General features: G+C 70.3%; 28 protein-coding genes and 2 tRNA genes. 19 read left to right on the plus strand and 11 right to left on the minus strand.

Going from position 1 to position 24996, the window contains the following annotated elements; genetic code table 11:
- Nucleotides 1-45: 45 nt before the first annotated feature.
- The 4 genes from JOL79_RS21860 to JOL79_RS21875 form a co-directional block, all read right to left on the minus strand.
- Entirely contained in the window at nt 46-504 is a 459-nt protein-coding gene (locus tag JOL79_RS21860) for a cupin domain-containing protein (RefSeq protein ID WP_210157742.1), read from the minus strand.
- Nucleotides 501-1502, minus strand: a complete 1002-nt coding sequence (locus tag JOL79_RS21865; RefSeq protein WP_210157743.1) for an alpha/beta fold hydrolase — start codon at nt 1500-1502, stop codon at nt 501-503. The genes JOL79_RS21860 and JOL79_RS21865 overlap by 4 nt, the downstream gene beginning before the upstream one ends.
- 97 nt (nt 1503-1599) lie before the next feature.
- Nucleotides 1600-2391 (minus strand): alpha/beta hydrolase, encoded by a 792-nt coding sequence (locus tag JOL79_RS21870; RefSeq protein ID WP_210157744.1) that lies wholly within the window; start codon nt 2389-2391, stop codon nt 1600-1602.
- 143 nt (nt 2392-2534) lie between these two features.
- Entirely contained in the window at nt 2535-5324 is a 2790-nt protein-coding gene (locus JOL79_RS21875; protein WP_210157745.1) for an ATP-binding protein, read from the minus strand.
- 215 nt (nt 5325-5539) lie between these two features.
- On the opposite strand from JOL79_RS21875, the gene JOL79_RS21880 reads away from it, so the two are divergent.
- The gene (locus tag JOL79_RS21880) at nt 5540-5992 is read left to right on the plus strand and encodes an ArsI/CadI family heavy metal resistance metalloenzyme (protein WP_210157746.1); all 453 of its coding nucleotides are present in this window, start codon (nt 5540-5542) and stop codon (nt 5990-5992) included.
- A gap of 32 nt (nt 5993-6024) precedes the next feature.
- Here the strand turns inward: JOL79_RS21880 and JOL79_RS21885 are convergent, their stop codons facing one another.
- Nucleotides 6025-6789 (minus strand): SDR family NAD(P)-dependent oxidoreductase, encoded by a 765-nt coding sequence (locus JOL79_RS21885; protein WP_210157747.1) that lies wholly within the window; start codon nt 6787-6789, stop codon nt 6025-6027.
- 252 nt (nt 6790-7041) lie between these two features.
- On the opposite strand from JOL79_RS21885, the gene JOL79_RS21890 reads away from it, so the two are divergent.
- Nucleotides 7042-8283, plus strand: a complete 1242-nt coding sequence (locus JOL79_RS21890; RefSeq protein ID WP_210157748.1) for a low temperature requirement protein A — start codon at nt 7042-7044, stop codon at nt 8281-8283.
- On the opposite strand, the gene JOL79_RS21895 is transcribed toward JOL79_RS21890, so the two are convergent.
- Entirely contained in the window at nt 8213-9160 is a 948-nt protein-coding gene (locus JOL79_RS21895) for an RNA polymerase sigma-70 factor (protein WP_210157749.1), read from the minus strand. The two genes, JOL79_RS21890 and JOL79_RS21895, sit on opposite strands and share 71 nt — an antisense overlap.
- Nucleotides 9161-9368: 208 nt before the next feature.
- Between JOL79_RS21895 and JOL79_RS21900 the strand changes: the two genes are divergently transcribed.
- The 5 genes from JOL79_RS21900 (at nt 9369) to JOL79_RS21920 (ending at nt 12978) form a co-directional block, all read left to right on the plus strand.
- Nucleotides 9369-9599: a hypothetical protein gene (locus JOL79_RS21900; protein ID WP_210157750.1), complete on the plus strand. Its 231-nt coding sequence runs from the start codon at nt 9369-9371 to the stop codon at nt 9597-9599.
- Nucleotides 9592-11418, plus strand: a complete 1827-nt coding sequence (locus JOL79_RS21905) for a ferritin-like domain-containing protein (RefSeq protein ID WP_210157751.1) — start codon at nt 9592-9594, stop codon at nt 11416-11418. The genes JOL79_RS21900 and JOL79_RS21905 overlap by 8 nt, the downstream gene beginning before the upstream one ends.
- Before the next feature lie 209 nt (nt 11419-11627).
- Nucleotides 11628-11885, plus strand: coding sequence for a hypothetical protein (locus tag JOL79_RS21910; protein WP_210157752.1), 258 nt, complete (start codon nt 11628-11630; stop codon nt 11883-11885).
- Between the two features lie 206 nt (nt 11886-12091).
- Nucleotides 12092-12619 (plus strand): fluoride efflux transporter FluC, encoded by a 528-nt coding sequence (locus tag JOL79_RS21915; RefSeq protein ID WP_210157753.1) that lies wholly within the window; start codon nt 12092-12094, stop codon nt 12617-12619.
- Nucleotides 12616-12978, plus strand: a complete 363-nt coding sequence (locus JOL79_RS21920; RefSeq protein WP_210157754.1) for a fluoride efflux transporter FluC — start codon at nt 12616-12618, stop codon at nt 12976-12978. Before JOL79_RS21915 ends, JOL79_RS21920 begins: the two co-directional genes overlap by 4 nt.
- A gap of 25 nt (nt 12979-13003) precedes the next feature.
- Here the strand turns inward: JOL79_RS21920 and JOL79_RS21925 are convergent, their stop codons facing one another.
- The 3 genes from JOL79_RS21925 to JOL79_RS21935 form a co-directional block, all read right to left on the minus strand.
- Nucleotides 13004-13654: a class I SAM-dependent methyltransferase gene (locus tag JOL79_RS21925; protein ID WP_210157755.1), complete on the minus strand. Its 651-nt coding sequence runs from the start codon at nt 13652-13654 to the stop codon at nt 13004-13006.
- A 67-nt stretch (nt 13655-13721) separates the two neighbouring features.
- Nucleotides 13722-14042: a hypothetical protein gene (locus tag JOL79_RS21930; protein WP_210157756.1), complete on the minus strand. Its 321-nt coding sequence runs from the start codon at nt 14040-14042 to the stop codon at nt 13722-13724.
- 133 nt (nt 14043-14175) lie between these two features.
- The gene (locus JOL79_RS21935) at nt 14176-14526 is read right to left on the minus strand and encodes an STAS domain-containing protein (protein WP_210157757.1); all 351 of its coding nucleotides are present in this window, start codon (nt 14524-14526) and stop codon (nt 14176-14178) included.
- A 230-nt stretch (nt 14527-14756) separates the two neighbouring features.
- Here JOL79_RS21935 and JOL79_RS21940 point away from each other — a divergent pair, with 230 nt between their 5' ends.
- The 11 genes from JOL79_RS21940 (at nt 14757) to JOL79_RS21990 (ending at nt 20548) form a co-directional block, all read left to right on the plus strand.
- Nucleotides 14757-15251, plus strand: coding sequence for a C40 family peptidase (locus tag JOL79_RS21940; RefSeq protein ID WP_372446803.1), 495 nt, complete (start codon nt 14757-14759; stop codon nt 15249-15251).
- A gap of 103 nt (nt 15252-15354) precedes the next feature.
- Nucleotides 15355-15564: a transposase gene (locus JOL79_RS21945; RefSeq protein ID WP_210157759.1), complete on the plus strand. Its 210-nt coding sequence runs from the start codon at nt 15355-15357 to the stop codon at nt 15562-15564.
- A gap of 154 nt (nt 15565-15718) precedes the next feature.
- Complete coding sequence (locus tag JOL79_RS21950; protein WP_210157760.1) at nt 15719-16162, plus strand: hypothetical protein; 444 nt, start codon at nt 15719-15721, stop codon at nt 16160-16162.
- A gap of 93 nt (nt 16163-16255) precedes the next feature.
- Nucleotides 16256-16328, plus strand: a tRNA-Thr gene (locus JOL79_RS21955).
- Between the two features lie 160 nt (nt 16329-16488).
- A tRNA-Met gene (locus tag JOL79_RS21960) sits at nt 16489-16565 on the plus strand.
- Nucleotides 16566-16640: 75 nt separating this feature from the next.
- The gene (gene rpmG, locus JOL79_RS21965) at nt 16641-16805 is read left to right on the plus strand and encodes a 50S ribosomal protein L33 (RefSeq protein WP_203881979.1); all 165 of its coding nucleotides are present in this window, start codon (nt 16641-16643) and stop codon (nt 16803-16805) included.
- 214 nt (nt 16806-17019) lie between these two features.
- Entirely contained in the window at nt 17020-17469 is a 450-nt protein-coding gene (locus JOL79_RS21970) for a MaoC family dehydratase N-terminal domain-containing protein (protein ID WP_210157761.1), read from the plus strand.
- Nucleotides 17470-17471: 2 nt separating this feature from the next.
- The gene (locus JOL79_RS21975) at nt 17472-17900 is read left to right on the plus strand and encodes a MaoC family dehydratase (protein ID WP_210157762.1); all 429 of its coding nucleotides are present in this window, start codon (nt 17472-17474) and stop codon (nt 17898-17900) included.
- Nucleotides 17901-17979: 79 nt separating this feature from the next.
- Complete coding sequence (locus JOL79_RS21980) at nt 17980-18405, plus strand: hypothetical protein (protein WP_210157763.1); 426 nt, start codon at nt 17980-17982, stop codon at nt 18403-18405.
- A 245-nt stretch (nt 18406-18650) separates the two neighbouring features.
- Nucleotides 18651-19700, plus strand: a complete 1050-nt coding sequence (locus JOL79_RS21985; RefSeq protein WP_210157764.1) for a UDP-N-acetylmuramate dehydrogenase — start codon at nt 18651-18653, stop codon at nt 19698-19700.
- Nucleotides 19701-19972: 272 nt separating this feature from the next.
- Nucleotides 19973-20548, plus strand: a complete 576-nt coding sequence (locus tag JOL79_RS21990) for a TMEM165/GDT1 family protein (RefSeq protein ID WP_210157765.1) — start codon at nt 19973-19975, stop codon at nt 20546-20548.
- 88 nt (nt 20549-20636) lie between these two features.
- On the opposite strand, the gene JOL79_RS21995 is transcribed toward JOL79_RS21990, so the two are convergent.
- Nucleotides 20637-23501 (minus strand): ATP-binding protein, encoded by a 2865-nt coding sequence (locus JOL79_RS21995; RefSeq protein WP_230985210.1) that lies wholly within the window; start codon nt 23499-23501, stop codon nt 20637-20639.
- A gap of 176 nt (nt 23502-23677) precedes the next feature.
- Complete coding sequence (locus tag JOL79_RS22000) at nt 23678-23845, minus strand: hypothetical protein (RefSeq protein WP_210157767.1); 168 nt, start codon at nt 23843-23845, stop codon at nt 23678-23680.
- A 205-nt stretch (nt 23846-24050) separates the two neighbouring features.
- Between JOL79_RS22000 and deoC the strand changes: the two genes are divergently transcribed.
- A complete protein-coding gene (gene deoC, locus JOL79_RS22005) occupies nt 24051-24995 on the plus strand; it encodes a deoxyribose-phosphate aldolase (RefSeq protein ID WP_210157768.1) in 945 nt (314 codons plus the stop codon).
- Nucleotide 24996 lies beyond the last annotated feature (1 nt).

A 24996-nucleotide genomic window follows, 5' to 3' on the forward strand; every position in this document is an offset into this window, starting at 1 on the left:
CACCTGGCGGCGTACCGCAGGCGACGGACCTGAGCGGTCATCCCACTAGCCGATGGGGGGCGGGCCTGCGACTCGCACGTGAAACGACTCGGCGGAGGCGATGATCGCCTCAATGTCGAAGGGGGCCGGGGTCTCGCCGACGCCGGTGACGGGCGAACCGTTGGCCGTGAACCAGTCTTCGACGCGAGCGGGGGAGAAGACGGCTGCGAGGCGGGCGGTCGCGGTGCGCACGAGGTAGCCGTGTGCGACGCCGCGCGGGCCGTGTGCCGCCTGACCGGGTTCCAGGTCGAATCGCTGGTCGCCGACGAAGAAGGTCACTTTCCCGTCCAGGACGATCCAGACCTCCTCCTCGTCGTCGTGGATGTGGAGCGGCGGCGCGTGACCGGCCGCGTCCGTGAACTCCATGACCGAGAGCGAGCCGTTCGTCGCGTGTCCGGGCACCAGGACGCGGACCTGTCCGCCGAGGAACCAGAACGGCTCGGCGGCCTGACGCGGGGTGATCATGAGGACCTCAGGAAGTCGAGAAGGACGCGGGTCATCTTGGCCGGCTGCTCCTCGTAGAGCCAGTGGCCGGAATCGGGGACGACGATGCCGGTGACGTGCTTCGCGTACCGCTTCACCTGGTCGGGCACGAAGGAGCCGAGGCTGCCGGAAGCGCCGATCGCGAGCACGGGCATGGTGAGCTTGTGCTTGCGGTAGACGGCGTCATCCTTCATGTCCTGCGGCAGCGTACGGAACCACGCGAGGCTCGCTTTCAGGTGCGCCTTGTCCCGCAGGTAGCCCGCGAAGACCGAGAGCTCGTCCGGGGTGACGGCGCCCCGCTTCACCTCGAGGTCCTCGATGAATTTGCGGGTCCACAGCGTCTCGCGGCCTCTTATGAGGTCTTCGGGCAGGCTGTTGCCGAGCGCGAAGAAGCCGAAGTGCCACGCGCCAGGACCGTCCGCGGTCAGCGACGGGAAGGAGTAGATGGCGGGGTCGGGGATCGGTGCCTCGCTGAGCACCAGTTTCCTTACGTCCGCCGGGTGCGCGGCGGCATAGGAGTACGCGACCATCGTGCCGATGTCGTGCCCGACGATGCGGAGGTTCTTGTCCCTGCCGAGGTGCACCAGCAGCGCGTGCAGTTCCCCGGCCATCGTCTTCTTGTCGTAGCCGGCCGCCGGGGCGTCGCTGCGCCCGGCGCCGGGCAGGTCGGGGGCGATGACCGTGTAGTGCTTGGCCAGGGCCGGCATGATGTGCCGCCACTCGTACCAGGTCTGCGGGTATCCGTGGATCAGGACCAGAGTCGGTCCGTGGCCGCCGATCACGTAGTTGATGCCGACCGAGCCGGCCTGCACCTTGTGTTCTGAGAATCCAGCCGGCATCCGCTCCTTCACGGAATGCGCGGACGTCGGCGAGGCGGCGCTCGCCTGCCCGGTGACGACGACAGGTGTCAGCCCGACGACCGCGGCCGCGGCGAGCAACGCCAGAGCGCGCGGTTTTGACGGGCCAATGGACGGACGCATCGATGGCTCCAGGGTGAAGAGAGGGTGGGCGGCCGGCGTCGGAGCATGCTGACGAGACCGCTGCCGGGGTGGCGGTGTCGGCCGGTGAGGCCGAGGTTCACAGGGACTGCTTCTTCAGCCAGTCCAGGCACGCGTCCGCGACCTCGCGCCAGCCGGAATCGATGGTCAGCGAATGTGATCTGTCCTCGAATTCCAGAATGTCGGTGACGGCCTCGGAGTGGCGGTACTGCTTGAGGGTCGCGCGAGTGACCGACACCGGAACGGTGTTGTCCTTGCCGCCGGTTATCAGCAGCAGCGGGCCCCGGTTCTGGTTGCCCGTGGCGACCTGCGCCGGCGAGTGCGGATTGAAGTTGGCGGCCGCCGCCTCGAACAGCGGGCGTCCCGGCGCCGGGATCGTCCAGCGCTCGTAGAGCTCCCGGGATTCCTCCTCCGACACGGCGCCGGCGAAGGCGAACCGGAACTGTTCCTCGGTCAGGGATACCGCGCGGTGCCTGTTCGCCGGGTTCTTGAACACCGGCAGCGTCGCCTTCAGAGCCGACAGCGGTACCGGCAGGACACCCTTTATCTGCGCCGCGTCGATCGCGATGGCGGCCACCGCTCGATCTTGCCCGAGCAGCTTCTGCGCGATCATCCCGCCGAACGAGTGCCCGATCAGGATGGGTGGGGACGGTAGGCCGGCGATGATGCCGGCGTAGTGCTCGGTCACGTCGTCGATACCGTGGTCGGCGATCGGATCGGGGTTGAGCCGGGATGCCTCGACCGTGTCGCCATCCCCTGGCCAACCTGGCGAGTGAACGTCGTATCCGGCGTCCCGGAACAGGTTCATCCAGGGTTCCCACGAGGTCGCATGTAGCCACAGGCCATGGATGAACAGCACCGGCGTCGCCATGGTTCGCTCCCTTCGTCGTGCGCCCGGCCTGGTCAGGCCGGGGCTGCGAAGTCGACCCTAGAAAGACGCGGCTCGCGTGAGCTTCGGTCGCCGGTTGGGTCGCATGGCGGGGGCGAAACGCGACGGTGGCCGACTGGCTAGCGTCACATGACGGTGTCTGATCCCGAGTCTGATCCCGATGTCCGCGGATCGGCGCCGTTGGACAGCGCGGCGCCCAGTTGCGCCCGTGACGTGATGCCGAGCTTCGGGAAAATGCGGTAAAGGTGAGAACTGATCGTGCGGTGCGACAGGTACAGGCGCTCCGCGATCTCCCGGTTCGACAGGCCCTGCGCGGCCAGCTGGGCGATCTGCGCCTCTTGTGGTGACAGCAGCTCGCTTGGACTGATCGTGGGCTGCCAGCCTCCTTCGCCGGTCGCGCGAAGCTCCTGGTCGGCACGTTCGGCCCAGGCGCGCGCACCCAGGACGTCGAAGGTTCGGCGCGCGGCCCGAAGCGGGACGCGGGATTCGACGATGCGGCGATGCCGTCGCAGCCACGTGCCGTAGGCGAGCTCCGCCCGGGCCCGGTGCCACGGTAAGCGGCGGCCGCCGCCGTCGAGGGCACTGCGGAACAGAGCTTCGGCATCCGCGTCCCCGGCCAGTACCGCGCGCGAATACTCCAGGGCGATCCTGGCCGCCGGAGACGGATCGTCACCGGTGATGCGCTGGACAGTGGCCAGCAGAGAGCGCGCCTCGTCCTGGCGACCGGTGTGAACGGCGGCGTCGGCCAGATAGCTCAGGGCCCACACCTGCTGGACGCGGTGAAATGCCGGATCCCCCGGATCGAATACGCGGCGCAGCTGCCGGTACGCCTCTTCGTATCGGGCCGCGCTCAGGTCGCCCATGCCGCGGGCGAACTGAACGCCGGCCAGCAATGAGGACGTGGCGATCGGCGAGCGAAGAGCCGCCCGTTCGGCCTCACCGAGCAGCGCCGCGTCCGAGTCGCGGACGCCGCGGAGCGCGCCGAGGACGGCGATCGCGATCCGTGCCGTCGCGGCCCACAGGGTCTGACCGGTCTCGTCGGCCAGCCGCATCGCCTCGTCGGCGGAGCGTGCCAGGTCGAAGGCACCGAGATAGATCGCAGCCCACGCTCGAATCGCGAGGGCCTCCGCGAGCAGGCTCAGCCGGCCCTGAGAGCGCAGCGCCTCGACCGGCGTGGACAGGAACCCGATCGCGTGGGCGAAGTCGCCCGTGCAGAACGCGGCGATACCGAGTAGACCGGCCGCCTGCGGCCGGCCGTGGACGTCGGCAGGCCACTGGGAGAGCCGGCTGATGACGAACGACGCGCGCTCATGGGATTCGGACATCGCGCGGATGGCCAGCAAGCGGGGATCGTCGTCCGGCAGCGACGCCTGCTGCGCCGCGAGGACGATCTCCTGGCGGACGTCCGCCCCAGGGTCGCTCCACCACGACCGGCGGGCAGCGCCGACCAGGAGCTGCGCGGCAAGGTCGGTGTCGTCGTCGCGCAGGGCCTGACCGGCCAGGCTGATCAGCCGCCGCGTCTCCGCGGGGTCGATCGATGAGCCGTCGTCGAAGACGCCCTCCAGCCACGCCAGCCTCGACTGGTCCCGAGGCAGCAGCGGCATGCCGGCGACCTGCCTCTTCATCTGCTCGACCTGGCTGAAACGGCCCAGCTCGAACGCGATCTCCGCCGCGCTGAGCAGGCGCGCCCCGCGCGCCGGCAGATCCGGGCTGAGCGCCGCCGCTCGCTGCAGCCAGGCCACGGCCGACACCAGGGCGCCGCGCCGGACCGCGGTCTGGGCGGCCCGCTCAAGCTCGGCGGCGACGTGTTCGTCGGGCGCCGTGGTCGACGACGCCCGATGCCACGCGGCCCGGTCGGGATGCGGACCCGACAGGATCTGGGCCAGGGCGGCGTGGACCGCCTGCCGTTGCGCGAGAGGTGTCGCGTGCCGCAGCGCCGATCGAACCAGGGGATGCCGGAAGTGGGCGGAGGCTCCGTCCGAGATGAGCAGGCCCTCATCGAGCGCCGGCTGGCTTGCTTCGAGGTCCACCGCGGCGCCCAGGACGAGACCCGCGGCGGCCAGCATCTCAGCCAGGTCGGTGCCGTCGTCCAGCGCGGCCACGGTCAGCAGCGCCCGTGTCGCGGCGGGCAGATGCTCGACCCGGGTCGCGAACGCGCGTTCAAGCCGGACGGTCATCGGCAGATCCTCGGACAACTCGCTCCACCCGAGCCGGCCGGCCCTCATGGCCGTCGGGAACTCGAGCAACGCCAGCGGATTGCCGCCCGCCTCCCGCAACACGCGTTCGCGCAGGGCGGGGGTCAGATCCGGCGCGCGCCCGTCGACCAGCGCGGACGCCGAGGATTCGTCGATGCCGGCGACAGACACCCACTCCATCGACGGATTGTCCGCGAGTAATGTCGATTCCGCCCGCACCGACGCCAGCAGCATGACCCGCTCGCCCTCGATGCGCCGGGCGACGAACGCGGCGACGTCGACTGACGGCTCGTCCATCCAGTGCATGTCGTCCAGCGAAAGGAGGACGGGCGCCTGCCGAGCCGCGTCCACCACCAGCTCCAGGACGGCGAGCGCGATAAGGAACGGGTCCGGCGCGGCCACGTCACTCATGCCGAATCCGGACAACAAGGCATCTCTCTGGCGTACCGGCAGGTTGGCGCTGCGCGACAGGATGGGCCACAGCATCTGGTGAAGGCTGGCGAAGGGCAGATGCGTCTCCGACTCACTGCCCCGCGCGGTCAGCAGTGTGAATCCCCGGGCGCGAGCCTCGTTGACGACGGCGGCCTGGAGAGCGCTCTTGCCGACGCCGGCCTCCCCCACCAGGCCGATCGCACAGCCGCGCGCGTCAATGCCGCCCAGGCGGTCGCAGAGACCGCGTAGCTCATCGTCCCGGCCCAGCAGCGACTCTCCACCTGTCACCCCTCAAGCATGAAGGATCAAGCCGATACCGGGGCGATCGGGGTGAAGCGTCGTGGGTGTCTAAGGGATCCGGCGGTACGGCCAGATGGCTCCGCCGTTCGAAGAGGGTGATCGGCAGATCTTGATTCGATATATCTCTAATTTGACATAGATCTATGTGGCGGTGGAAGCTTGGCCTGGTTGCTGATTCGACAATCATCTAAGCAGGAGTTGCCATGTCCCGTGTCCAGCTCGCCCTCCGCGTCGCCGACCTGGAAGGGTCCGTCGCGTTCTACTCCAAGCTGTTCGGCGTCGAGCCGGCCAAGCGGCGGCCCGGCTACGCCAACTTCGCGATCGCCGAGCCTCCGCTCAAGCTGGTCCTCCTGGAGGGCGCGGCGGGCGAGGAGACCCGGATGGACCACCTCGGCGTCGAGGTCGAGGACACCGCCCAGGTCGCGGCCGCGGCCGAGAGGCTGAAGGAGGCCGGCTTGGCGACGTTGGAGGAGAACGACACCACCTGCTGCTACGCGCTCCAGGACAAGGTCTGGGTGCACGGCCCGGGTCGCGAGCCATGGGAGGTGTACGTGGTCAAGGCCGACGCCGGCGACCTCACCAAGGAGACCGGCTCCGTCTGTTGCGCGAGCGGCGACCGGGAGACCGCGTCCTCGGCCACGTGCACCTGCTGCTGACGGGCCGGGTCGGGGCGCTCTCGGATACCGGTTCAGGTGAGTTCCAGACCGCCGTCGATCGTGAGGACCTGGCCGGTGATCCAGGTGGCGGTGGGATCGGCGAGGTGGGCGATCCAGGCGGCCACGGCCTCGGGCGTGCCCCGGTGGCCGAGCGGGATGCGGCTGATCTCGTCCTGCTTGATCTGCTCGACGACCGTGTCGGGCAGCCCCGCCGCGCTCAGGGCCTCGCTTTCCGTCGGGCCGGGGGCCACGGCGTTCACGCGGACGCCGTCGGCGGCCAGTTCGAGCGCCCAACTGCGCGTCAGCTGTTCCAGGGCGGCCTTGGTGGCGGCGTAGTGGGCGGCGCCGGGCAGGGGGCGGTGACCGAAGGTGCTGGAGACATTGATGATCGTGCCGCGGCGGGCGCGCAGGTGCGGCAGCGCGGCGTGGGCGAGCAGGCTGGGCGCGGTGACGTTGAGGGCCAGCAGCTCGGCGACGCGTACGGCGTCGGTGTCGGCGAGCGGCATGACGGCGGTCGCGCCGGCGTTGTTGACGAGCACGTCCAGCCGCCCCCAGCGGTCGACGGCCGCCCGGACGACGGCGTACGGGGCGCCGTCGGCCGTGATGTCGGCGGGCAGGACGGTGATGCCGGGATGCCGGTCGGCGGTTTCGCGCAGGGCTCCGGCGCGGCGTCCGACGCCGAGCACGTGGGCTCCCGAGCGGGCGAGGGTGATCGCGGCGGCGCGGCCGATGCCGGATCCGGCTCCGGTCACGATCGCGACCCGGTCGTGCGGCCGGCCGGTGGGCTGGGTGGTCATGCATGATCCTTTCTTGAAAAGGAAGACACCCGGGCGGCGACGAGGGGGTGCGGCGGTCCATCCCGCCGGCGAATGTCTGCGCGACGGAGCGTGGCGGCGGGACATATGCTGCCGTTCGGTTTCCAGCTAGGACAGCGCACTTCGGTGGGATGTGACAGGTCCCTGAAAAGATCTTGGGGGCTTTGTCACAGATCAGGCCGGTGCGCGGTCTTTTGGAGCGACCCGGACCGCCGGAGCGACAGGAGCGAGACCATGCCACCACCCGGCACCACGATCCGGGTCCGAGTACGGATGAGCGCCCGTCCCATCGATGAGCCTCACCGCGTCTCCAGCCAGCTTGAGCTGCTGTTCGACCTCACCTTCGTGGTCGCGGTGGCCGGTGTCACCGCCCAGTTCGCGCACGGCCTCGCCGAGGGGCACGGCCTCACCGTGCTGATCCCGTTCCTTCAGGTCTTTTTCGCGATCTGGTGGGCGTGGATGAACTTCACGTGGTTCGCCTCGTCCTACGACACCGACGACGTGGCCTACCGGCTGCTCACCATGGTGCAGATGGCGGGCGTGCTGGTGCTCGCCGCCGGTGTGCCCGCCGCGGTCGAGCGCTCCGACTACGGCGCCGTCACGCTGGGCTACATCATCATGAGGATGGCCCTGGGGGCCCAATGGGTGCGGGCGGGTCTCGAAGACCCGGCGGGCCGCCGCACCGCGCTGCGCTACGCCACCGGCATCGGCGTCCTGCAGCTGGCGTGGCTGCTCCGCTTCTTCCTCTACAAGGCGGACGCCCTGCCCTCGTCCTTGGCACTGCCGTCGTTCGTTCTGCTGGTCGTACTGGAACTCATGGTGCCGCGGTGGGCGGAACGGGCCAGGGCCACCACCTGGCACCCGCACCACATCGCCGAGCGCTACGGGCTGTTCACGATCATCCTGCTCGGTGAGAGCGTGCTGGCGGCGAGCCGGGGCATCGAAGGATCGATCGAAGGCGGCGAGGTCAGTGGTCCCTTCATCGTGATCGCCGTCTCCGGCCTCGTCCTGCTGTTCGCGCTCTGGTGGCTCTACTTCCTCGGGCAGACCGGGGAAGGCCTGAGCGACCGCCGGCACCGGTCGTACCTGTGGGGGTACGGCCACTACGGCATCTTCGCGGCCCTGGCGGCGCTGGGCGCCGGATTGGAGGTGGCGGTGGAGCAGACCGGGCGCGAGGTGGAGGCGTCGGCGACGGCGCTCGGCTACGCGGTCGCCGCCCCTGTGGGCGGGTTCCTGCTCCTGCTCTGGGCGGTGAGCGTGCTCGTCCTCGGGGAGCCCGTCATCCGGCGCGTCGCGGTCGTGTGCGCCGTCGCCGCCGTCATGGTGCTGCCGCTGGCAGCGCCCCGGGCCGGCGTGGCCGCCGTGGTCGCGGCGATCGCGGTGGTCTGCGTGCTGCTGGTTGCCGTCACGATCGCGACCGCCGGTCGGGAGGCACGGGCCGGGATGACGGAGTCGGCTCTGGGGACACCGCAGTGATCTTCGACGGGTTCATCATCCAGAGCACCTGATGGATGCCCTGGCGCGAGGCGCTGACGGTGACGACCGCGAAGGCCTCCCCGTCGCGGCTCACCACGGCGGAGGTCTGGCCGTTCGTGCTCGCCCAGGCCACGTCGGCACCCACCCAGAAGCGGTTCGCGAACCCCTTGATGTACTTCGCGACCCGTGGCACGCCCACGACGGGGATGCGGCTGGCGCGTACGGCGCCGCCACCGTCGGAGTAGCTGATCACGTCCGCGGCGAAGAGCTCCTCCAGCGCGACCATGTCGCCCGCGCGGGCGGCGGCCACGAAGGCGGTCAGCAGCCGGCGCTGTTCGGCTCTCGACACCGGCGTGTGGCGTTCGACGAGCACGCGTTTACGGGCCCTGCTGACGAGCTGACGTACGGCAGGCTCGTTGAGCTCAAGTATCTCGGCGATCTGGCGGTAGGGATAGTCGAACGCCTCCCGCAGCACGTACGCCGCGCGCTCGGTGGGTGAGAGGCGTTCGAGCAGGAGCAGGACGGCGAACTCCAGGGCCTCGCCCCGCTCGGCGCCGAGGTAGGGGTCCGCGCCGGTGTCGACGGGCTCGGGCAGCCACGGGCCGACGTAGGTCTCGCGGCGTACGCGTGCCGACTGGGCGGCGTTGATGGCCAGTCGTGTGGTCGTCGTCGCCAGGAACGCGGCCGGGTTGTCCACGGTGGTGCGGTCGTACGCCTGCCAGCGCAGCCAGACGTCCTGCACCAGGTCCTCGGCCTCGGTGGCGCTGCCCAGCATCCGGTACGCGATCCCGAACAGGCGTGGGCGCATCTCGCCGAAAGCCGCCGCGGCCTGCTCAAGGTCCCCCAAGTCGTCCGGTCGCGGATCAGCCAATGCCATCGCCCCTCACTCGGCCGAGATCCCCTGTTTTGTCGGCGTTACCACCCGTACGAGTCCCATCCTGGACCACAACCCGCTCGGCTCTCCCGTGAGGGGCGGGGAGGGCTGGCGGTTTTCGCGGCGATTGTCACAAGCCGGCGGTCTGCCCGGTCTTAGCTGACGGTCGGCCGGTGACAGATCCTCGGCGAAAGCTACGTATGGAGGAAAGATGAGCACTCCAAGCGGCGAGAACGGCTTCCTGTACGAGCTGGAGGTCGAGATCGAGGAGGAGGTGACACTGGTCGAGGAGAGCCGTCCGGAGGACGCCGCCGCCCTGCCGGTCACCGAGTGGCTGTACGACCCGGCCGACGCCGAGCGTGAGGAGATCGGCCTGCGCGGTGTGCTCGACGCGGTCGAGGCGCTGGAGGAGCGTTCCCGGCCGGGGGAGCACCATGCGTGACCTGTCCGAGGCGCCCGCGCGGGCCGATCTGACGCCGGCGGAGCCCCTTCGATCCGGCGGTCAGGGCATGACGTCTCCCGGTTCGCCGGACCGGATCGACACGATCGACAGCCTCCGCCAACACCTGCAGTGGGCGATCGAGCTGGAACACGCGACCCTGCCGCCCTACCTGTGCGCGCTGTACTCGCTCGACCCGGAGCGGAACCCGGAGGCCGTGGAGGTGGTGGGCGGCGTCTTCGCCGAGGAGATGCTCCACCTCGCGCTTGCCGCCAACCTGCTCAACGCCGTCGGCGGCCGGCCGCGGCTGGACACGCCCCGGATGCTCCCGGCGCATCCCCGGCCGCTGCCCCACGGCGACCGTTCGCTGGAGCTTTCCCTGGTCCCCTTCGGCCCCGACGCGCTGGAGATGTTCCTGCGGATCGAGCAGCCGGGGCCGCCCGGCGCGCCGGCGGAGGGCGACGGTTACGAGACGATCGGGCAGTTCTACGCGGCGATAGAAGCAGGACTGCGCGGGCTGTGCGACCGGCTCGGCGAGCAGGCGGTCTTCAGCGGCGATCCGGCCCGCCAGGTGGGCGCCGCGCACTTCCGCCACACGGCCGGGAGGCTGGTCACGGTCACGGATCTGGCCTCGGCGCTGGCGGCGCTTGAGGAGATCGTCGAGCAGGGGGAGGGCACCGCCCGGGGCGGAGTCTGGGACGGCGACAAGGACGTCTTCCATCCCGAACGAGACGAGGTCGCGCACTATTACCGGTTCCAGGAGCTCAAGACCGGCCGGCGCTACCGGAGGGGCGACACCCCGCGATCCGGGCCCACCGGCGAGGCGATCTCCGTGGACTTCGCCGGTATCCATCCGATGCGGCGCGACCCGCGACTGTCCGACCACCCTCCGGGCAGCGCGATCCGCACGGCGCAGGAGGAGTTCAACCACACCTACTGCGCCGTGCTGCATCTCCTCGAACGGGCGTTCAACGGCAGCCCCAGGCTGCTCGCGGTCGCCACCGGCACCATGTACGCGCTCAAGGCGCAGGCCCAGGCTCTGATGCGGATGCCCGACGGAGACGGCACGACGGCCGGTCCCACGTTCGAGTACGTGGACCCCGAGCTGCGCCGATGGAGCGTCGGCGCCCGGCAGCGGATCGTCGTGCTCCGCGACGGCCCGTACGTGGTGTACGGCGGTGTCCCCCTCAGACGCAAGCGGAAGATCGTGTCCGCGGAGGGCAACGCGCTGACCTGGGAGACCGGCGAAGCCCTGGAGACCGAGGACACCTACGCGCTGTGCCGCTGCGGACACTCGGGCGCCAAGCCGTTCTGCGACGGGACCCACGCGGTGATCGGATTCGACGGCACCGAGACCGCGGGCGAACAACCGTATGAGGAACTGCGACACGTGCACGACGGGGTGGGCATCTCGGCTCAACGGGTGGGAGAGCTGTGCATCCACGCGGCCTTCTGCATCGGCCGGACCAGGCCGATCGCCGAGATGCTGGCCGACACCGGCGACAGCGACGTGCGCTCCGGCGTCATGGGCCGGATCGATCACTGCCCGTCCGGTTCGTACAGTTACGCCCTCGAACGTGGCGGCGACACGATCGAGCCGGACCTCCCGCGGGCCGTCTCGGTCCTGGAGGAGGAGGACGGCCTGGCCAGCGCGCTGTGGGTGACCGGCAGGGTGCCGGTCCTCCGGGCGGACGGCCGCCCGCTGGAGACCCGCAACAGGATGACGCTGTGCCGCTGCGGCCATTCCGGCAACAAACCGCTGTGCGACGGCACCCACCGGAAGATCGGCTTCCGGGAGGAGGCGACAGAGCCGGGGAAGTGATCCCTGGACATTTCTCCGTTCAATGTGCAATTACCATTTTGTAGTGCGGGGTAATAAGTCACCTTTTGCCGCTGGCTGGGAGATTTCCGCTGATGGCGGGATTAGTCTGAGTGATGTCAAGCGCCGTATGGGCGCGTGCCGTCGACTCGGATCGACGCTCGCATCTCCGTGGATCGGGATGCGTTTCTCATCTCAGGGAGTGATCTCTGATGCTCAAGCGTTTACTCTCAGCCGTCGTGCTCGCGGCGTCCACACTCGTTCTCACCGGAGCCTTCACCGGCGTCGTCACCGGCACCGCGAACGCCTCCGTGAACGCCTCTATACCGGCGGCCTGCGGGTCGGCCCGGCACGGCGCCGTTCCGTCCAGCGACGGTCAGTGCGTGTGGAGGGGTGACTGCTACTACTGCTACAGCTACCGGACCGCGCGCTGGGACCAGCAGTACTGCGAGGGCGGCTCCGGCGACTAGTCACATCGGCCCGGGAGAGCGGCCGCCTCCTGCACGGGCCGGAGACGGGGCGATCCCGGCACCGGCGGTCGGATCGATATAGTGTCGGGACGCCCCTGTCAATGGGCTACGGCGGTGGGGCCCGCCGTTCCCCTCCGGGGAGAACCGCAACACTTGTGCCGCCAACGGTCCCTACCACGATGTGATCACGCTGGTAGGAGGACCGAGTGCGGGAGCCTTTTCCATCCGTCGACTCGTCTACGGGCCCATCTGCCGGCTCGTCCGTCGACCCCGACGTCGATCTCCGGGTCGCCGCGGAACGCGCCGAGACGCTGCCGAGTCCGCTGCCGGTGCTGGCGGCGATCTCCGCCGGGGGCGTGGCCGGAGCCCTGGGACGCTACGGGATCTCTGTGGCGCTGCCGCACGACCCCCACGCCTTCGCCTGGTCGACGTTCCTGATCAACGTGTCGGGATGCCTGCTTATCGGGGTGCTCATGGTGCTGATCGGCGACGTGTGGGGCGGCCGGCGGCTGCTGCGGCCGTTCCTCGGCGTCGGGGTGCTGGGCGGCTACACCACCTTCTCGACGTACGTCGTCGACGTCCATCAGTCCCTGGCGGCGGGTGAGACCGGGATGGCGCTGGCCTACCTGGTGTCCACCCTCGCCGGGGCGTTGACGGCCGTGTGGGCGGGGGCTGCGGCGACCTCGTGGGCGATCCGGGCCTGCCGTGGCGGACATCCGGAGGGCCGGTCGTGACGGTTCTGCTCATCGCGCTCGGCGCCGCGATCGGCGCGCCGCTGCGCTATCTGACCGACCGTTTCATCCAGTCGCGTCACGACTCGGTGTTCCCCTGGGGCACCCTGACGGTCAATCTCGTCGCGTCGTTGCTGCTGGGCCTGCTGGCCGGGCTGCCCGCCGGCCCGGGGATCACCGCGCTCGCCGGGACGGGTTTCTGCGGGACGCTGTCCACCTACTCCACCTTCAGCTACGAGACGCTGCGCCTGGCCCAGGACGGCGCCCGCCTCTACGCGGTGGCCAACGTCGTCGCCGGTGTCGCGTCCGGGCTCGGCTCGGGCCTCATCGGCATGACGATCGCCCGGGCGCTGACCTCGTGATCCGTACGGCTGCCGCAGGCGTGGGTCACGCCGCGGCGGCCCTGCGAACCAGCAGGTATCCCTGCTGGAACCGCTCGTCCGGAGCCGGCTCGCGCACCGCCTGGGCGATCTCGTCGAAGCCGGTCCGGCGGAGCAGGTCGAGGACGGCCTCCGGCGAGCGCAGGTAGGCGGGCGTCACCTTGTGGTCGAAGGTCCGCGGGGGCGTCAGGGGCGCGTCCGCGGAGTAGAAGGCCAGGATCAGCGGGGCGCCGGGCGCCAGGACCCGGCTGAACTCGGCGAACACCACCGGCAGGTCCTCCGGCGGAGTGTGGATGATCGAGTACCAGGCGACGGCCCCGCCGAGGGAGCCGTCCGCCAGGTCGAGATCCGTCATGGAGCCGACCTCGAACCGCAGGTCGGGGTGCTCCCGCCGGGCCGTCTCGACCATCGTCTCCGACAGATCGACGCCGAACACCGACAGTCCCAGGGAGCTCAGGTACGCCGTTATCCGGCCGGGCCCGCAGCCCAGGTCGCCGACGGGCCCGGCGCCCAGGTCCGCCGCGAGCTCGGCGAAGGCGCCCAGCAACGACCGGTCCAGCGGCTGGGTGGCGAGGTGGTCCCTGAACAGTTCCGCGTAAAGGACGGCCACGGCGTCGTAGGCGGCCCTGGTCTCCTGAAGGTGAGGGGTTTCCGTCACAGCGGAGAAGAGTAACCCCTCAGCCGGCGGGCCCCGGCCGATCCGGCTCGCCGGGCGTGCCGGTGACTCAGTGGACCGGGAACCAGAGGTTCTCGTTGATCTTGCACACCCGGGCGCTCTTCCTGCAGAAACCGGTCATGTTGGCCGTGTTCCTGCTGTTCGCCGACACGATCTGCACACCCTGGTTGTTCGTCGGGCTGAAGACGCGCGGCTCGTTCTGGTTGTTGCTCCCGTTGCCCGCGGTGACGGTCACCGTGCCGTGGTTGCGGACGGTCCAGCTGCCTCCGTGGCTGCCCTTCGCGTCGGCGCTCGCCTGTCCCTGCTGCAGGGACCCGAAAGCCAGGATCGCGAGGACGGCGAAGGCAGGCCGCCATATCCGAAGAACCACGCAGAATGCGCGTTTCGCAGTCATTTCCATCCCGTCAGGTAACTCACCAACCAGATGCGTGCATACCCGTGCGCCGCGCACCGGTCACGCCGCCGCTGAATTGCGGCGGTGATGATGACCGGCTCTTTAGCGGTCAGCGCGTGGCGGGATCGCCGAGCATGTCGGATAGGGAGTCGAACACGGGAAACAGGCAGGTCAGGTTGGTCCACCGGAGGATGCGCCGCACCTGGCCGCGTGGGGCGACCAGAGCGAGGTCGCCGTCGCCGGCGCGCAGGTGGTGCACCAGCCGGACGAGCATGCCGACCGCGGTGGTGTCGATGAACCAGACCTGACTCAGGTCGAGGGCGATCCAGGGCCCGTTGTCCTCGATCAGTGTCGTGATCGGCTCACGGAGCCGTCGTACCGCGTAGAGGTCGAACTCGCCGCTCAGGGCGATCACTGCCCACCTGGTGTCGTCGGGCGTCTTTATCGTCCACGTCTCCACGGTGGTTCCCTTCCGCTGTCTCAGCCGTGGACCGAACGCACCGGAACCGCTCGCGAGGGACGGCTGTTAAGCCAGATACGGTTCCTTCTTACTTAGAGTAACAACCTTCCCCCGTATCGTCGATCTGTAAAGGTAAAGGCTGCGAGCTGTGGTAGAGGTCGTTATCCCACGGTCACGCGATGATGAAATATCGCATAGTGTCACGATCCATGGGGGTTAATCGGCGCCATATGGGGCTCGTGGCGTTGCTTCTCGTACTCGCCGCGGGCTCCGCGCCCCTGAACGACGAACTGGTGCGGGCGGTCGACATCGCCTACGCGAGCAGGGGGAGCCTGCCGTACTCGTGGGGTGGGGGACACGGCCGGCTGCCGGGGCCGTCGAAGGGCACCTGCCAGGGCTATCACGGCGCCATCAAGCCCTGCCCGGCCGCGCGCACGCGGGGATTCGACTGCTCCGGGTTCGCCCGCTGGGTCTACGAGCGTGCCTTCGGCTCCGACGTGCTGGGCCCGGGAAACACCGACGACCACATTCGCCGGATGCGCCGGGTGGATTCGCCCCTGCCCGGTGATCTCGTCTTCTTCGGCACTCCCCGCAGGACGCATCATGTCGGCGTCTACATCGGCGGTGGAAAAATGATCAATGCGCTCGCCACGGGTACGCGGATTCGCCTCGACGACGTCTCCCGCGTGCGCGACCTGCTCGGCTTCTATCACTACCCGGGCTGACCCGTTAGCACGTGGAGGGGGTGTGTCCCTAGGTAGACCCGATCCCTATGGGGCGAGTGTCATTTTGAGATGGCTCTGGGGAAATCCGATAGCTTGTTCCCCTATGGACAGGCGATGGGTGGGGCCCGGCGGGGTCGAGATCGTGCCGGCGTGGCATGGAGGGCACCAGGTCCTCCGGCTCATGCGGGACGGCCTGATCGTCGCCGACTGCCGGTCCGTGGACGAGGTCGCCGCCCATGTCGATCTCGCCGACTTATGTGAAGTGATCACGCTTCCCGCGCGGGCCCGTGAGGCGCGGACCGCCGCCCGCTGACCTGCGGTTCCGCCTACCGGCTCGCCGCTTCGCCGCTCCCGGCCGGTCCGATCGCGGCGACCTTTTCCACAACTTCTCTCACTCTCCGTCACGATGCCTTCCCGGTGCGTAATCTCGTCCGCGTACAGGCACCGGATCGCGGAGAGGGGAATCGATGCGCCTGCCCCAAGCGCCCATGAGACACGTGTTCGTGTGCTTCGTCCTGGCGCTGTCCGTGCTGGAAGCGGGCCTGGTCGCCTGCGGCGCCCCGGGGAGCGCGGTGGCGGTGGGGCCCCCCGTCTTCGTGCTCAACTTCCATCACGCGGAGCAGGGCCGGTCGGATCAGCGGCCCGGCGACCTCGTGCTCTCCGAGTTCAGCGCGATGACGAAGGTGGTCTGGCGCACCTGGGGGCCGACCCGCGCGACCGGTTCCGGCAAGCTCACGGGTGTGTGGTGCCTGCCGCACTGCGCCAGCCGTCCCTACGACGCGACGGTGACGTTGAGCAACGTGCTCGCGGTGCGGGGCAAGGGCTACTTCACGCGCTACCGGGTCGTCGCCGACATCCCCGAGGAGGAGCGCAGGCAGGCCGACCTGGCCGGCGTCCTGCCGACGCCATAGGGGTGCCCCGCCGGGGGCGGAATGATTTCGCATCGGTCCGTCCGGCCGTGTATGGTTACACCTGTCCGCGAGCGCAGGGCGCAGGCGGACAAGGCCCCTATAGCTCAGTCGGCAGAGCGTCTCCATGGTAAGGAGAAGGTCAACGGTTCGATTCCGTTTGGGGGCTCTAGCTGTAAAGTCCTGTCCGTGTTTTCGGGTGGGGCTTTTGGCTTGGTGGGGTCCCCTCCACCCCGGATGACCGACCTCGATCCCGGCTGATCCCGTTGCGTGGAAAGCCCTCCAGGTCGGGTATCCTTGCGCTGGCCGGTTCCTGTTCTTCCGGTCAAGGCGGAGTAGCTCAGTCAGGCAGAGCAAGCGGCTCATAATCGCTGTGTCGCCGGTTCAAGTCCGGCCTCCGCTACCACCCGTGCCGGGTGCCCGCGACAAGCGGGCCGGCGGGGTTGTCCAGTAGTTCCCGAACGCAGAAAGGCACTCCCACGTGGCTGCCACAGACGTTAGGCCGAAGATCACGCTGGCCTGCCAGGAGTGCAAGCACCGCAACTACATCACGCGGAAGAACCGGCGCAACGACCCGGATCGGCTTGAGCTGAAGAAGTACTGCCCCAACTGCAAGTGCCACCAGGCGCACCGCGAGACCCGCTAGGCGTCTCCTGCGATCTCGCCGCGAGGCGGGACGCGTTCGGGGTGGGCCGCGTGCGGTGCCACTCGCGATATCGCGAACGGACCCGGTGTGCGACAGACGGCGCGCCGGGCCGTCGCACGTTGCCCGCCTGAAACGTGGCGGCACGAGGGCGGACGAATCTTCTCTGTTACCGTCGGCCTGATCAGCACTTCTGCCAGGAAGGGGCGCGGGCACGATGGCACTGAACCGCGAATTCGTCGGCCGGACGTACGAGTCGTCCGAGCCCTACGAGGTCAGTCGCGTGAAGATCAGGGAGTTCGCCGCCGCCATCGGCGAGTCGAACCCCGTCTGCCACGACCGGGAGGCCGCGCTCGCGGCGGGCCACCGGGATCTGGTCGCGCCGCCGACCTTTCCCATCGTGTTCAGCCTCTCCAGCACCAGCGGCGCACTCGCCGATCCCGGTCTGGGGCTCGACTTCAGCATGGTGGTGCACGGCGAGCAGCGGTTCGAGTACCGGCGCCCGATCTACGCCGGTGACGAGCTGGTCTGCACCTCCACCGTCACCGAGATCCGCAGCGTCGGCCGCAACGAGTTCCTGACCCTGCGCAGCGACATCAGCACGACGACCGGCGAGCCGGTCTGCCGTACGTACAACACCATCGTCGAGCGCGGGGGAGCAGCCTGACCATGGCCGCGACGATCATGTATGACGAGGTGGAGGCCGGCCAGCAGATCCCGGCCGTCGACTACCGCGTTCACCGCCTCGACCTGGTGAAGTACGCCGGCGCGTCGGGCGACTTCAACACCATCCACTGGAACGAGCGGTACGCCAAGGCGGTCGGCCTGCCCGACGTCATCGCCCACGGCATGTACACCATGGCCCAGGGCGGCCGGTTCGTCACCGCCTGGGCCGGCGACCCCGCCGCCGTGGTCGACTACGGCGTCCGGTTCTCCTCCATGGTCGTCGTGCCCGACGACGACGAGGGCGCCACGATCACCATCAGCGGGGTCGTCGAGGAGAAGCTCGAGGACAAGCGCGTCGTGGTCGTGCTCACCGCCAGGTCGGGCGACTCGCGTGTCCTGTCCAAGGCCCGCGCGGTCGTCCAGCTCTCCTGACCCGCGTCTCCCGGCCCGCTGACCCGCGCCGCCGCGTGGGAGCCGACTGATCTCGGCGTTCGCGGGTAGCGCTCGGAACGTGAACGAGCGAAACAGTGACACCGGCCGCCTCGACGGCGCGACCGAGGGCGTGGTGGACGAGCCCGCCATCACCCAGGGGGATCCCGGTGACACGGCCGGGACGACGACGGAGGACCAGGCGCCCGGGCACACGCAGGACGCCACCGATCCCCCGCTGCCGCCTCCACGGTCCGAGACCGCCCGGAGTGCCGGGCGAGTCGTCGGGGAAGACGAGATCGTCGAGTCCAGAAGGGACATCGCCCCCGGCGGGACGATCGAGACCGCGCTGACGCCCTCGGGCACCGCGTCGATGGTGGCCTCCCAGCTGCTGTGGGACGGCAGCTCCGCGACGTCGAGGATCGACGAGTCGATCGCGGCGGCGATGGCGGACGACGAGGACGCCCCCGAGGAGGACGCCGGCCGCGAGGACGAACGGCCCGGGTGACGGCGGGCAGGTGACGGTGGCCGGGTGACGAGCCCGCGTCGCCGCGACGAAGGCGGCGGCGCGGGTGGATCACCGCCTCCGCCGCCGGTCCTGGCTATTGTGTGCGTCGGGACGTTTCCGGATTCTCCCGGGCGGCGCCCGCCGGCATCCCGGCCCCGCCGCTGTGAGACCGCCTCGGCGTCCCGGCCCGGCGCGGGGTGACCGCCGTCTGGCCTCCCGTCCCGCGACAAGACGCTGAGGTGCGCATGGCTGACCGGTTGGCAGACGTACGGCTGGCGCCGTACACGACGTTGCGGGTGGGCGGCCCCGCCCAGGCGTACGTCGAGGCGCGGACGCAGGACGAGCTGGTCGAGATCGTGGCCGAGGCCGACCGCGAGGGCGAGCCCGTGCTGGTTCTGGGCGGCGGCAGCAACATCGTGGTCTCCGACGACGGCGTCGAGGGCCTGGTGGTCCGGGTGGTCACCCGGGGCGTCGACGTCGCGGCCGAGGACGGCAGGGTCCTGGTCACGGCCCAGGCAGGGGAGGACTGGGACGCCCTGGTCGCGCGCGCCGTCGGCGAGGGCTGGTCGGGCGTCGAGTGCCTGTCGGGGGTGCCCGGCCTGGTCGGCTCCACCCCCATCCAGAACGTGGGGGCCTACGGACAGGACGTCTCCCAGACGATCACGTCCGTCCGCGTGTACGACCGGATGACCGGGGAGACCGCAGACCTGACCGCCGCCCAGTGCGGCTTCGCCTACCGGCACAGCGCGTTCAAGCAGGATCCGGGCCGTCACGTCGTGCTCGCCGTCACCTACGCGCTCGACCTGGCCGAGCTGTCCACGCCGGTGGCGTACCAGGAGCTGGCCGCACGGCTCGGCGTGGAGATCGGCGAGCGGGTGCCGCCGGCCGACGCCCGGCGCGCGGTGCTGGAGCTGCGCCGGGGCAAGGGCATGGTCCTCGACCCGGACGACCCCGACACGCGGAGCGCGGGCTCGTTCTTCACCAATCCCGTCCTCGGCCCGGCGGACGCGGCCGAGCTGGAGCGGCGGGCGCCGGGACACCCGCGCTGGGACATGCCGGACGGCTCGGTCAAGGTGCCCGCCGCGTGGCTGATCGAGAACGCCGGGTTCCCGAAGGGCTACGAGAAGGGTGGGGCCCGGATCTCCACCAAGCACACGCTGGCCCTCACCAACCCGTCGGGTGAGGCGGGAGCCGGCGATCTCATGGCCCTCGCCCGGGAGGTCCGCGACGGCGTGCGGGAGAAGTTCGGTGTGATCCTCGTCAACGAGCCTGTGCTGGTGGGCGTCACGCTCTGACCTGCCCTTCCGGTGGTGCGGGGGGCCGAGCGGTCACCGGGCACGGTTAGACTCTGAGGCGAACACCGAAGGGGAGTAGTCCCGAATCCACCGATCGACATACTGGCCCGAGCCGATCAGGCTCATCAGGCCCGGTCGTGGAGCCCGAGCGGCGGACGAGACCTTCGGCCCGACAGCGTCCATATTCACGCTGCCGGGCCGGAGTCGTGCGCCCGAGATCCCCCGGGTGTGAGGCGGCGGCCCGGTCGCGCCCCACCCCGAAAGGCGACCCGTTGTACGCCCTCTGGATCTCCCTGGTGGTCATCTTCGTCGCGGAACTCGGCGACAAGAGCCAGCTGATGGCCCTCACCTTCGCGACCCGGTTCAGGCCGCTGCCCGTGCTGGCCGGCATCACCGTCGCCACGGCGCTCGTCCACCTGGTCAGCGTCGCCCTCGGCCGGTTCGTCGGCGACGCCCTCCCCACGACCGCCATCTCGATCGTCGCCGGCCTGGCGTTCCTCGGCTTCGCCGCGTGGACGCTGCGCGGCGACGAGCTCACCGACGAGGAGTCGAACAAGGCGGCCACGACCACCCGCAACGCGTTCTTCGCGGTCGCCGTGGCGTTCTTCCTCAGTGAGCTGGGCGACAAGACCATGCTCGCGACCATCACGCTCGCCACCCAGAACGGCTGGCTCGGCACCTGGATCGGCTCCACCGTCGGCATGGTGGCGGCCGACGCGCTCGCCATCCTGGCGGGGCGCTTCCTCGGCGCGCGGTTGCCGGAGAAGTGGATCAAGTACGGCGCGGCGGGTGCGTTCGCGGTCTTCGGGCTGGTCCTGCTGGCCGAGCCGCTGCTCACCGCGTCCTGACCCGTCCTCGCCCGTCCTGATCCCCGGAATAGCGACCCCCCACCCCCGGAATAGCGGCTCCCGGTAATGCGGGGCAATACGGGAGAGCTCAGCCGAGCAGGGACAGGCGGTGGGCCGCGGCCGCGGCCTCGCCGCGGGTGGAGGCGTCGAGCTTGGCCAGGATGTTCGACACGTGCACGCTCACGGTCTTCGCCGAGATGAACAGCTCGGCGGCGATCTCCCGGTTGCTCAGGCCCGCCGCGACCAGGCGGAGCACCTCGAGCTCCCGGGGAGTCAGCGGGGTGCGGCCGGCGGCGGGGTCCGCCGTCTCGGTCAGGACCGCGCCCACGCGGCGGGCCAGGGCGTCGACGCGGTCCGTCAGCGGGGCCGCCCGAAGCTCGGCGGCGATTGGCCTGGCCTGCCGCAGCCGGGCCGTGGCGCCGTCCCGGTCGCCGGCCGCCGCGGCCGCCGCGGCGGCGCGCACGAGCGCCTTCGCATGGGAGTACCGCCGGTCGAGGCGGGCCCACGCCGCCGCGGCGGCGTCGAACTCGCCCAGGTAGACGAGGCGGAAGGCGCCGCTGACCGGCCCGAACGCCTCCAGGCCGGCGCACAGCTCGTCGCCCCTGGCGCGGACCGTCGCGGTGAGCCCGGCGTCGATGGACGACGCGGCGTCGCAGACGTCGCGGATGCCGGCGAGCAGCCGCCAGCCGAGCATGGCCTTGCTCGACAGCGGGGGATCCACCAGGGCCCGGTCCGCCACCTCCAGCGCCTTCAGCGGCTCGCCGGACAGCAGGTGCCAGGCCAGCCGCAGCCGGGTGTTGTTCGTCCAGTCCTGGGCCCATTCCTCCGGTTGCGTGGAGAAGGCGCCGACTTCGGTGAGGAGGTCGCCCGCGAGCTCTGTCTCGCCGCGGGCGACGGCGATGTCGGCCCTGACCCGCATCAGGTGACGGCGGTGCAGCAGGGAGGGATCCATGGCGAGCACCCGCTCGATGACGACGAGGGCCTCGTCCCACTGCCCGAGCGACACCAGCGCCTCGGCCCGGTTGTTGGCGAGGAACACGCCGTGGTTCCGGTATCGGCCGTACTGGCGGGCCAGCTTCTCCCCCTTGACGGCGAGCTGGATCGCCTCCTCCGAGCGCCCGAGGTTGTCGAGCGCGTCGACGTTGTTGCCCAGAGCCCGCAGTATGATCCGGGGCTCGCCGAGGCGGGTGCCGATCGACGCCGCCCGGTTGTTGGTGGAGAGTGTCCCCTCCAGGTCGCCGGAGACGGAGTGGCCCAGGGCCAGGTTGATCAGGAGCTCCGCCTCCTGGGGCTCGTCGCCCGTCGCCCGCGCGATGCGCAGCGCCTCCTCAGTGAACGCGGTGCCCTCCGCCACCCGGTCGGCGACCATGAGCAGGTTGCCCAGCCGGCCGAGAACGGCCGCGCGGGTGTCGCTGGGCGTCGGGACCAGCCGCTCGGCGCCGCGGAGCGCGTCGAGGGCGCCGGGCCGCGCCTTGTGGAGGTACGCGTTGGCCTTCCGCACCATGAGGAGGGCGACCCGTTCGGGCGACTCACTCTCGTCCAGCTCCGCGAGCGCCCCCTTGACGTACTTGAGGCAGCGGTCCATGTCGCCGCTGACGTAGGCGGCCTCGGACGCGCGATCCAGCACCTCGCAGTGGTCGACCTCGATGCGCTCGCCGGCGTCGGGGACCTTGTCCCACAGGCCCAGCACCCGCTCCAGGAGCTGAAGCTGCTCGGTGTACGCGAACGACTTGGCGGCCTTGCGCGCCGCCTCCCAGGCCGAGATGAGAGCCCAGACGTCGTCGCGCGCGGAGTACCAGTGGTGCGCGATCTCTATTGCCGCGCGGCCGTGGGGTACCAGGCCGCGATCGCGGTCGATCTCCTCCGCGTACCGCGCGTGGATCCGGGCGTGCTCACCCGGAAGCAGCTCGTCGTGGACGGCCTCGCGGATGAGGGCGTGCCGGAACGCGTAGGCCCGGCCGTCGGCGATCTGCAGCACGTTGGCGGAGATCGCGGGGCGCAGCGCGTCCTCCAGGTCCGGGTCGGACAGGCGGCTGGCCGCCGCGAGCAGGTCGTGGCCGACGCGGACCCCGCCGGCCGAGGCGATCCGCAGTACCCGCTGCGTCTCCTCCGGCAGCCGCTCGACCGTGCCGATGATCAGATCGTGGAGGGACTCGGGGAACGACCCGTCGTTGCCGCAGTCGAGCAGGGCCTCCACGAAGAGGGGGATGCCGCCGCTGCGGGCGAAGACGCGGTCGACCCGGGCGAACTCCGGGGTGACGCCGAGGATGCCGGCCATCTGGGCGGCCACCTCGTCCTGCGTGAAACGGGGGAGATCGACGCGGGTCACGCCGTCGACCCGGCTCAGCGCCGCCAGCACCGGCCGCAGCGGATGCGTGCGGTGCAACTCGTCCGACCGGAACGTCAGCACCATGAGGACCGGCGCGGACTTGAGGTTGCGGCTGAGGAACGAGATGAGGTCGCGGCTGGACCGGTCGGCCCAGTGGATGTCCTCGATCACGAGGACCACGGGACGCTGCTCGGCCAGCCGTTCCAGCAGCGTCAGGATGAGCTCGAAGAGCCTGGCGCGGGCGGACTCGCTCTCGCCGTCGCCGCTCGGCTCGCCGAATTCGGGCAGGAGCCGGGCCAGGTCACGGCCCGCGCCCTCCGGAAGGAGGGCCACCACGTCGGCGGCGCTCGTCTCCCTGACGAGCTGGCGGAGCGCCGCCGTGAACGGGGCGTAGGCGAGTCCCTCGGCGGACAGCTCCACGCAGCCCCCGACAAGCACGTGGGCGCCGTCCTGCTCCGCCTGCTCGGCGAACCGGGCGGTCAGACGGGTCTTCCCCACACCGGCCTCGCCACCCACGAGGACGGCCGTAGCGGCCTGCTTGCGTGCCTGCTCGTAGGCTTCCGTCAAGTTCTCCAGCTCGGCGCCCCGCCCGACGAAGACGGGGCTGACAGCCCGGCGCGCCATGGGGTTAAGCATGTCATGACCCTTCGTGGGGCTTCGCCTGGTTTTTCGGCTGTGCCGCCGCGCTGTCCGTGCCGCGCTGTCCCGGCGCGGCGGCGCAGTGCCTGGCGGCGCGGGGGCTCACGGAGGGCGTACTGCCCGGCCGGGAGGGAGGCTCCGGCCGGGCTTCGTGGCGGGCGTCATGAGGTGCGGAGCTTGCCGAACGCGCCACGCTGCCGGCGCTCACCGGACCGCTGGCTCGCCTTCCTGGCGGACGCCGCCTCACGGACGCGGCGCTGGTCCGCGGCCTCCCTCTGGAGCTCGGCAGCCCGGCCGACGACGAACTGGTAGTGAATCTCGGGACCCATCACGGTGTCTCCTTGTTCGTTCATTTCCTGACACCTTCAAGGTTCGGGCTAAGGCCCCGGTCACCACATCGGGCGTATGCCTTATCTAGGGACACGGCTGAGGTCCTAGGACCGCTAAGGCGGTCGCCTGCCGCCTTAGCGGCTCTCGCCCGAGGCCGGTTTGGAATCATTCCCGCCGGTCGGCGATGCTGGTCTCGTGTCGACTATGACTACCCCGCTCGCGGAGGTCGCCTCTTCCACCTCGACGTTGCGGGCGTTCCTGCACGGCCTTCCCGGTGTAGACCGGGTCGGCGCGGACGCCCGGGCCGCGACGCTGGGCACGCGATCCATCAAGACCACAGCCAAGAAGCAGGCCATCGACCTCGCCATCCGCATGGTGGACCTCACCACCCTGGAGGGCGCCGACACCCCCGGCAAGGTGCGGGCGATGTGCGCCAAGGCCGTCCACCCCGATCCCGTCGACGCGTCCGTGCCGTCCGTGGCGGCCGTCTGCGTCTACCCCGACCTTGTTCCCACGGCGGTCGCGGCCCTGAACGGCACGGGCGTGAAGGTGGCGTCCGTGGCCACCGCGTTCCCCAGCGGCCGCTCGTCGCTCGACGTGAAGGTGAAGGACACCGAGCTCGCGGTGGCGGCCGGGGCGTCCGAGATCGACATGGTGATCGACCGCGGCGCCTTCCTGGCCGGCGACTATCTGAAGGTCTACGAGGAGATCGCGGCCGTCAGGGCCGCCTGCGGCCCCGGCGGCGCGCACCTCAAGGTGATCCTGGAGACCGGTGAGCTCGCGACGTACGACAACGTGCGCCGCGCCTCGTGGCTCGCCATGATCGCCGGGGCGGACTTCATCAAGACCTCCACGGGCAAGGTGGCGCCGGCGGCGACGCTGCCCGTGACGCTGGTCATGCTGGAGGCCGTGCGCGACTTCCTGCGGACGACGGGCCGCAAGGTCGGCGTGAAGCCGGCCGGGGGCATCCGGACGACGAAGGACGCGATCAAGTATCTCGTCCTGGTCAACGAGACGGCCGGCCCGGACTGGCTCGATCCCGACTGGTTCCGCCTGGGCGCCTCGTCGCTGCTCAACGACCTGCTGATGCAGCGTCAGAAGATGACCACCGGCCGGTACGCCGGTCCCGACTACTTCACCCTGGACTGAG

Source organism: Microbispora oryzae (genome assembly GCF_017896165.1).
Classification (GTDB): domain Bacteria; phylum Actinomycetota; class Actinomycetes; order Streptosporangiales; family Streptosporangiaceae; genus Microbispora; species Microbispora oryzae.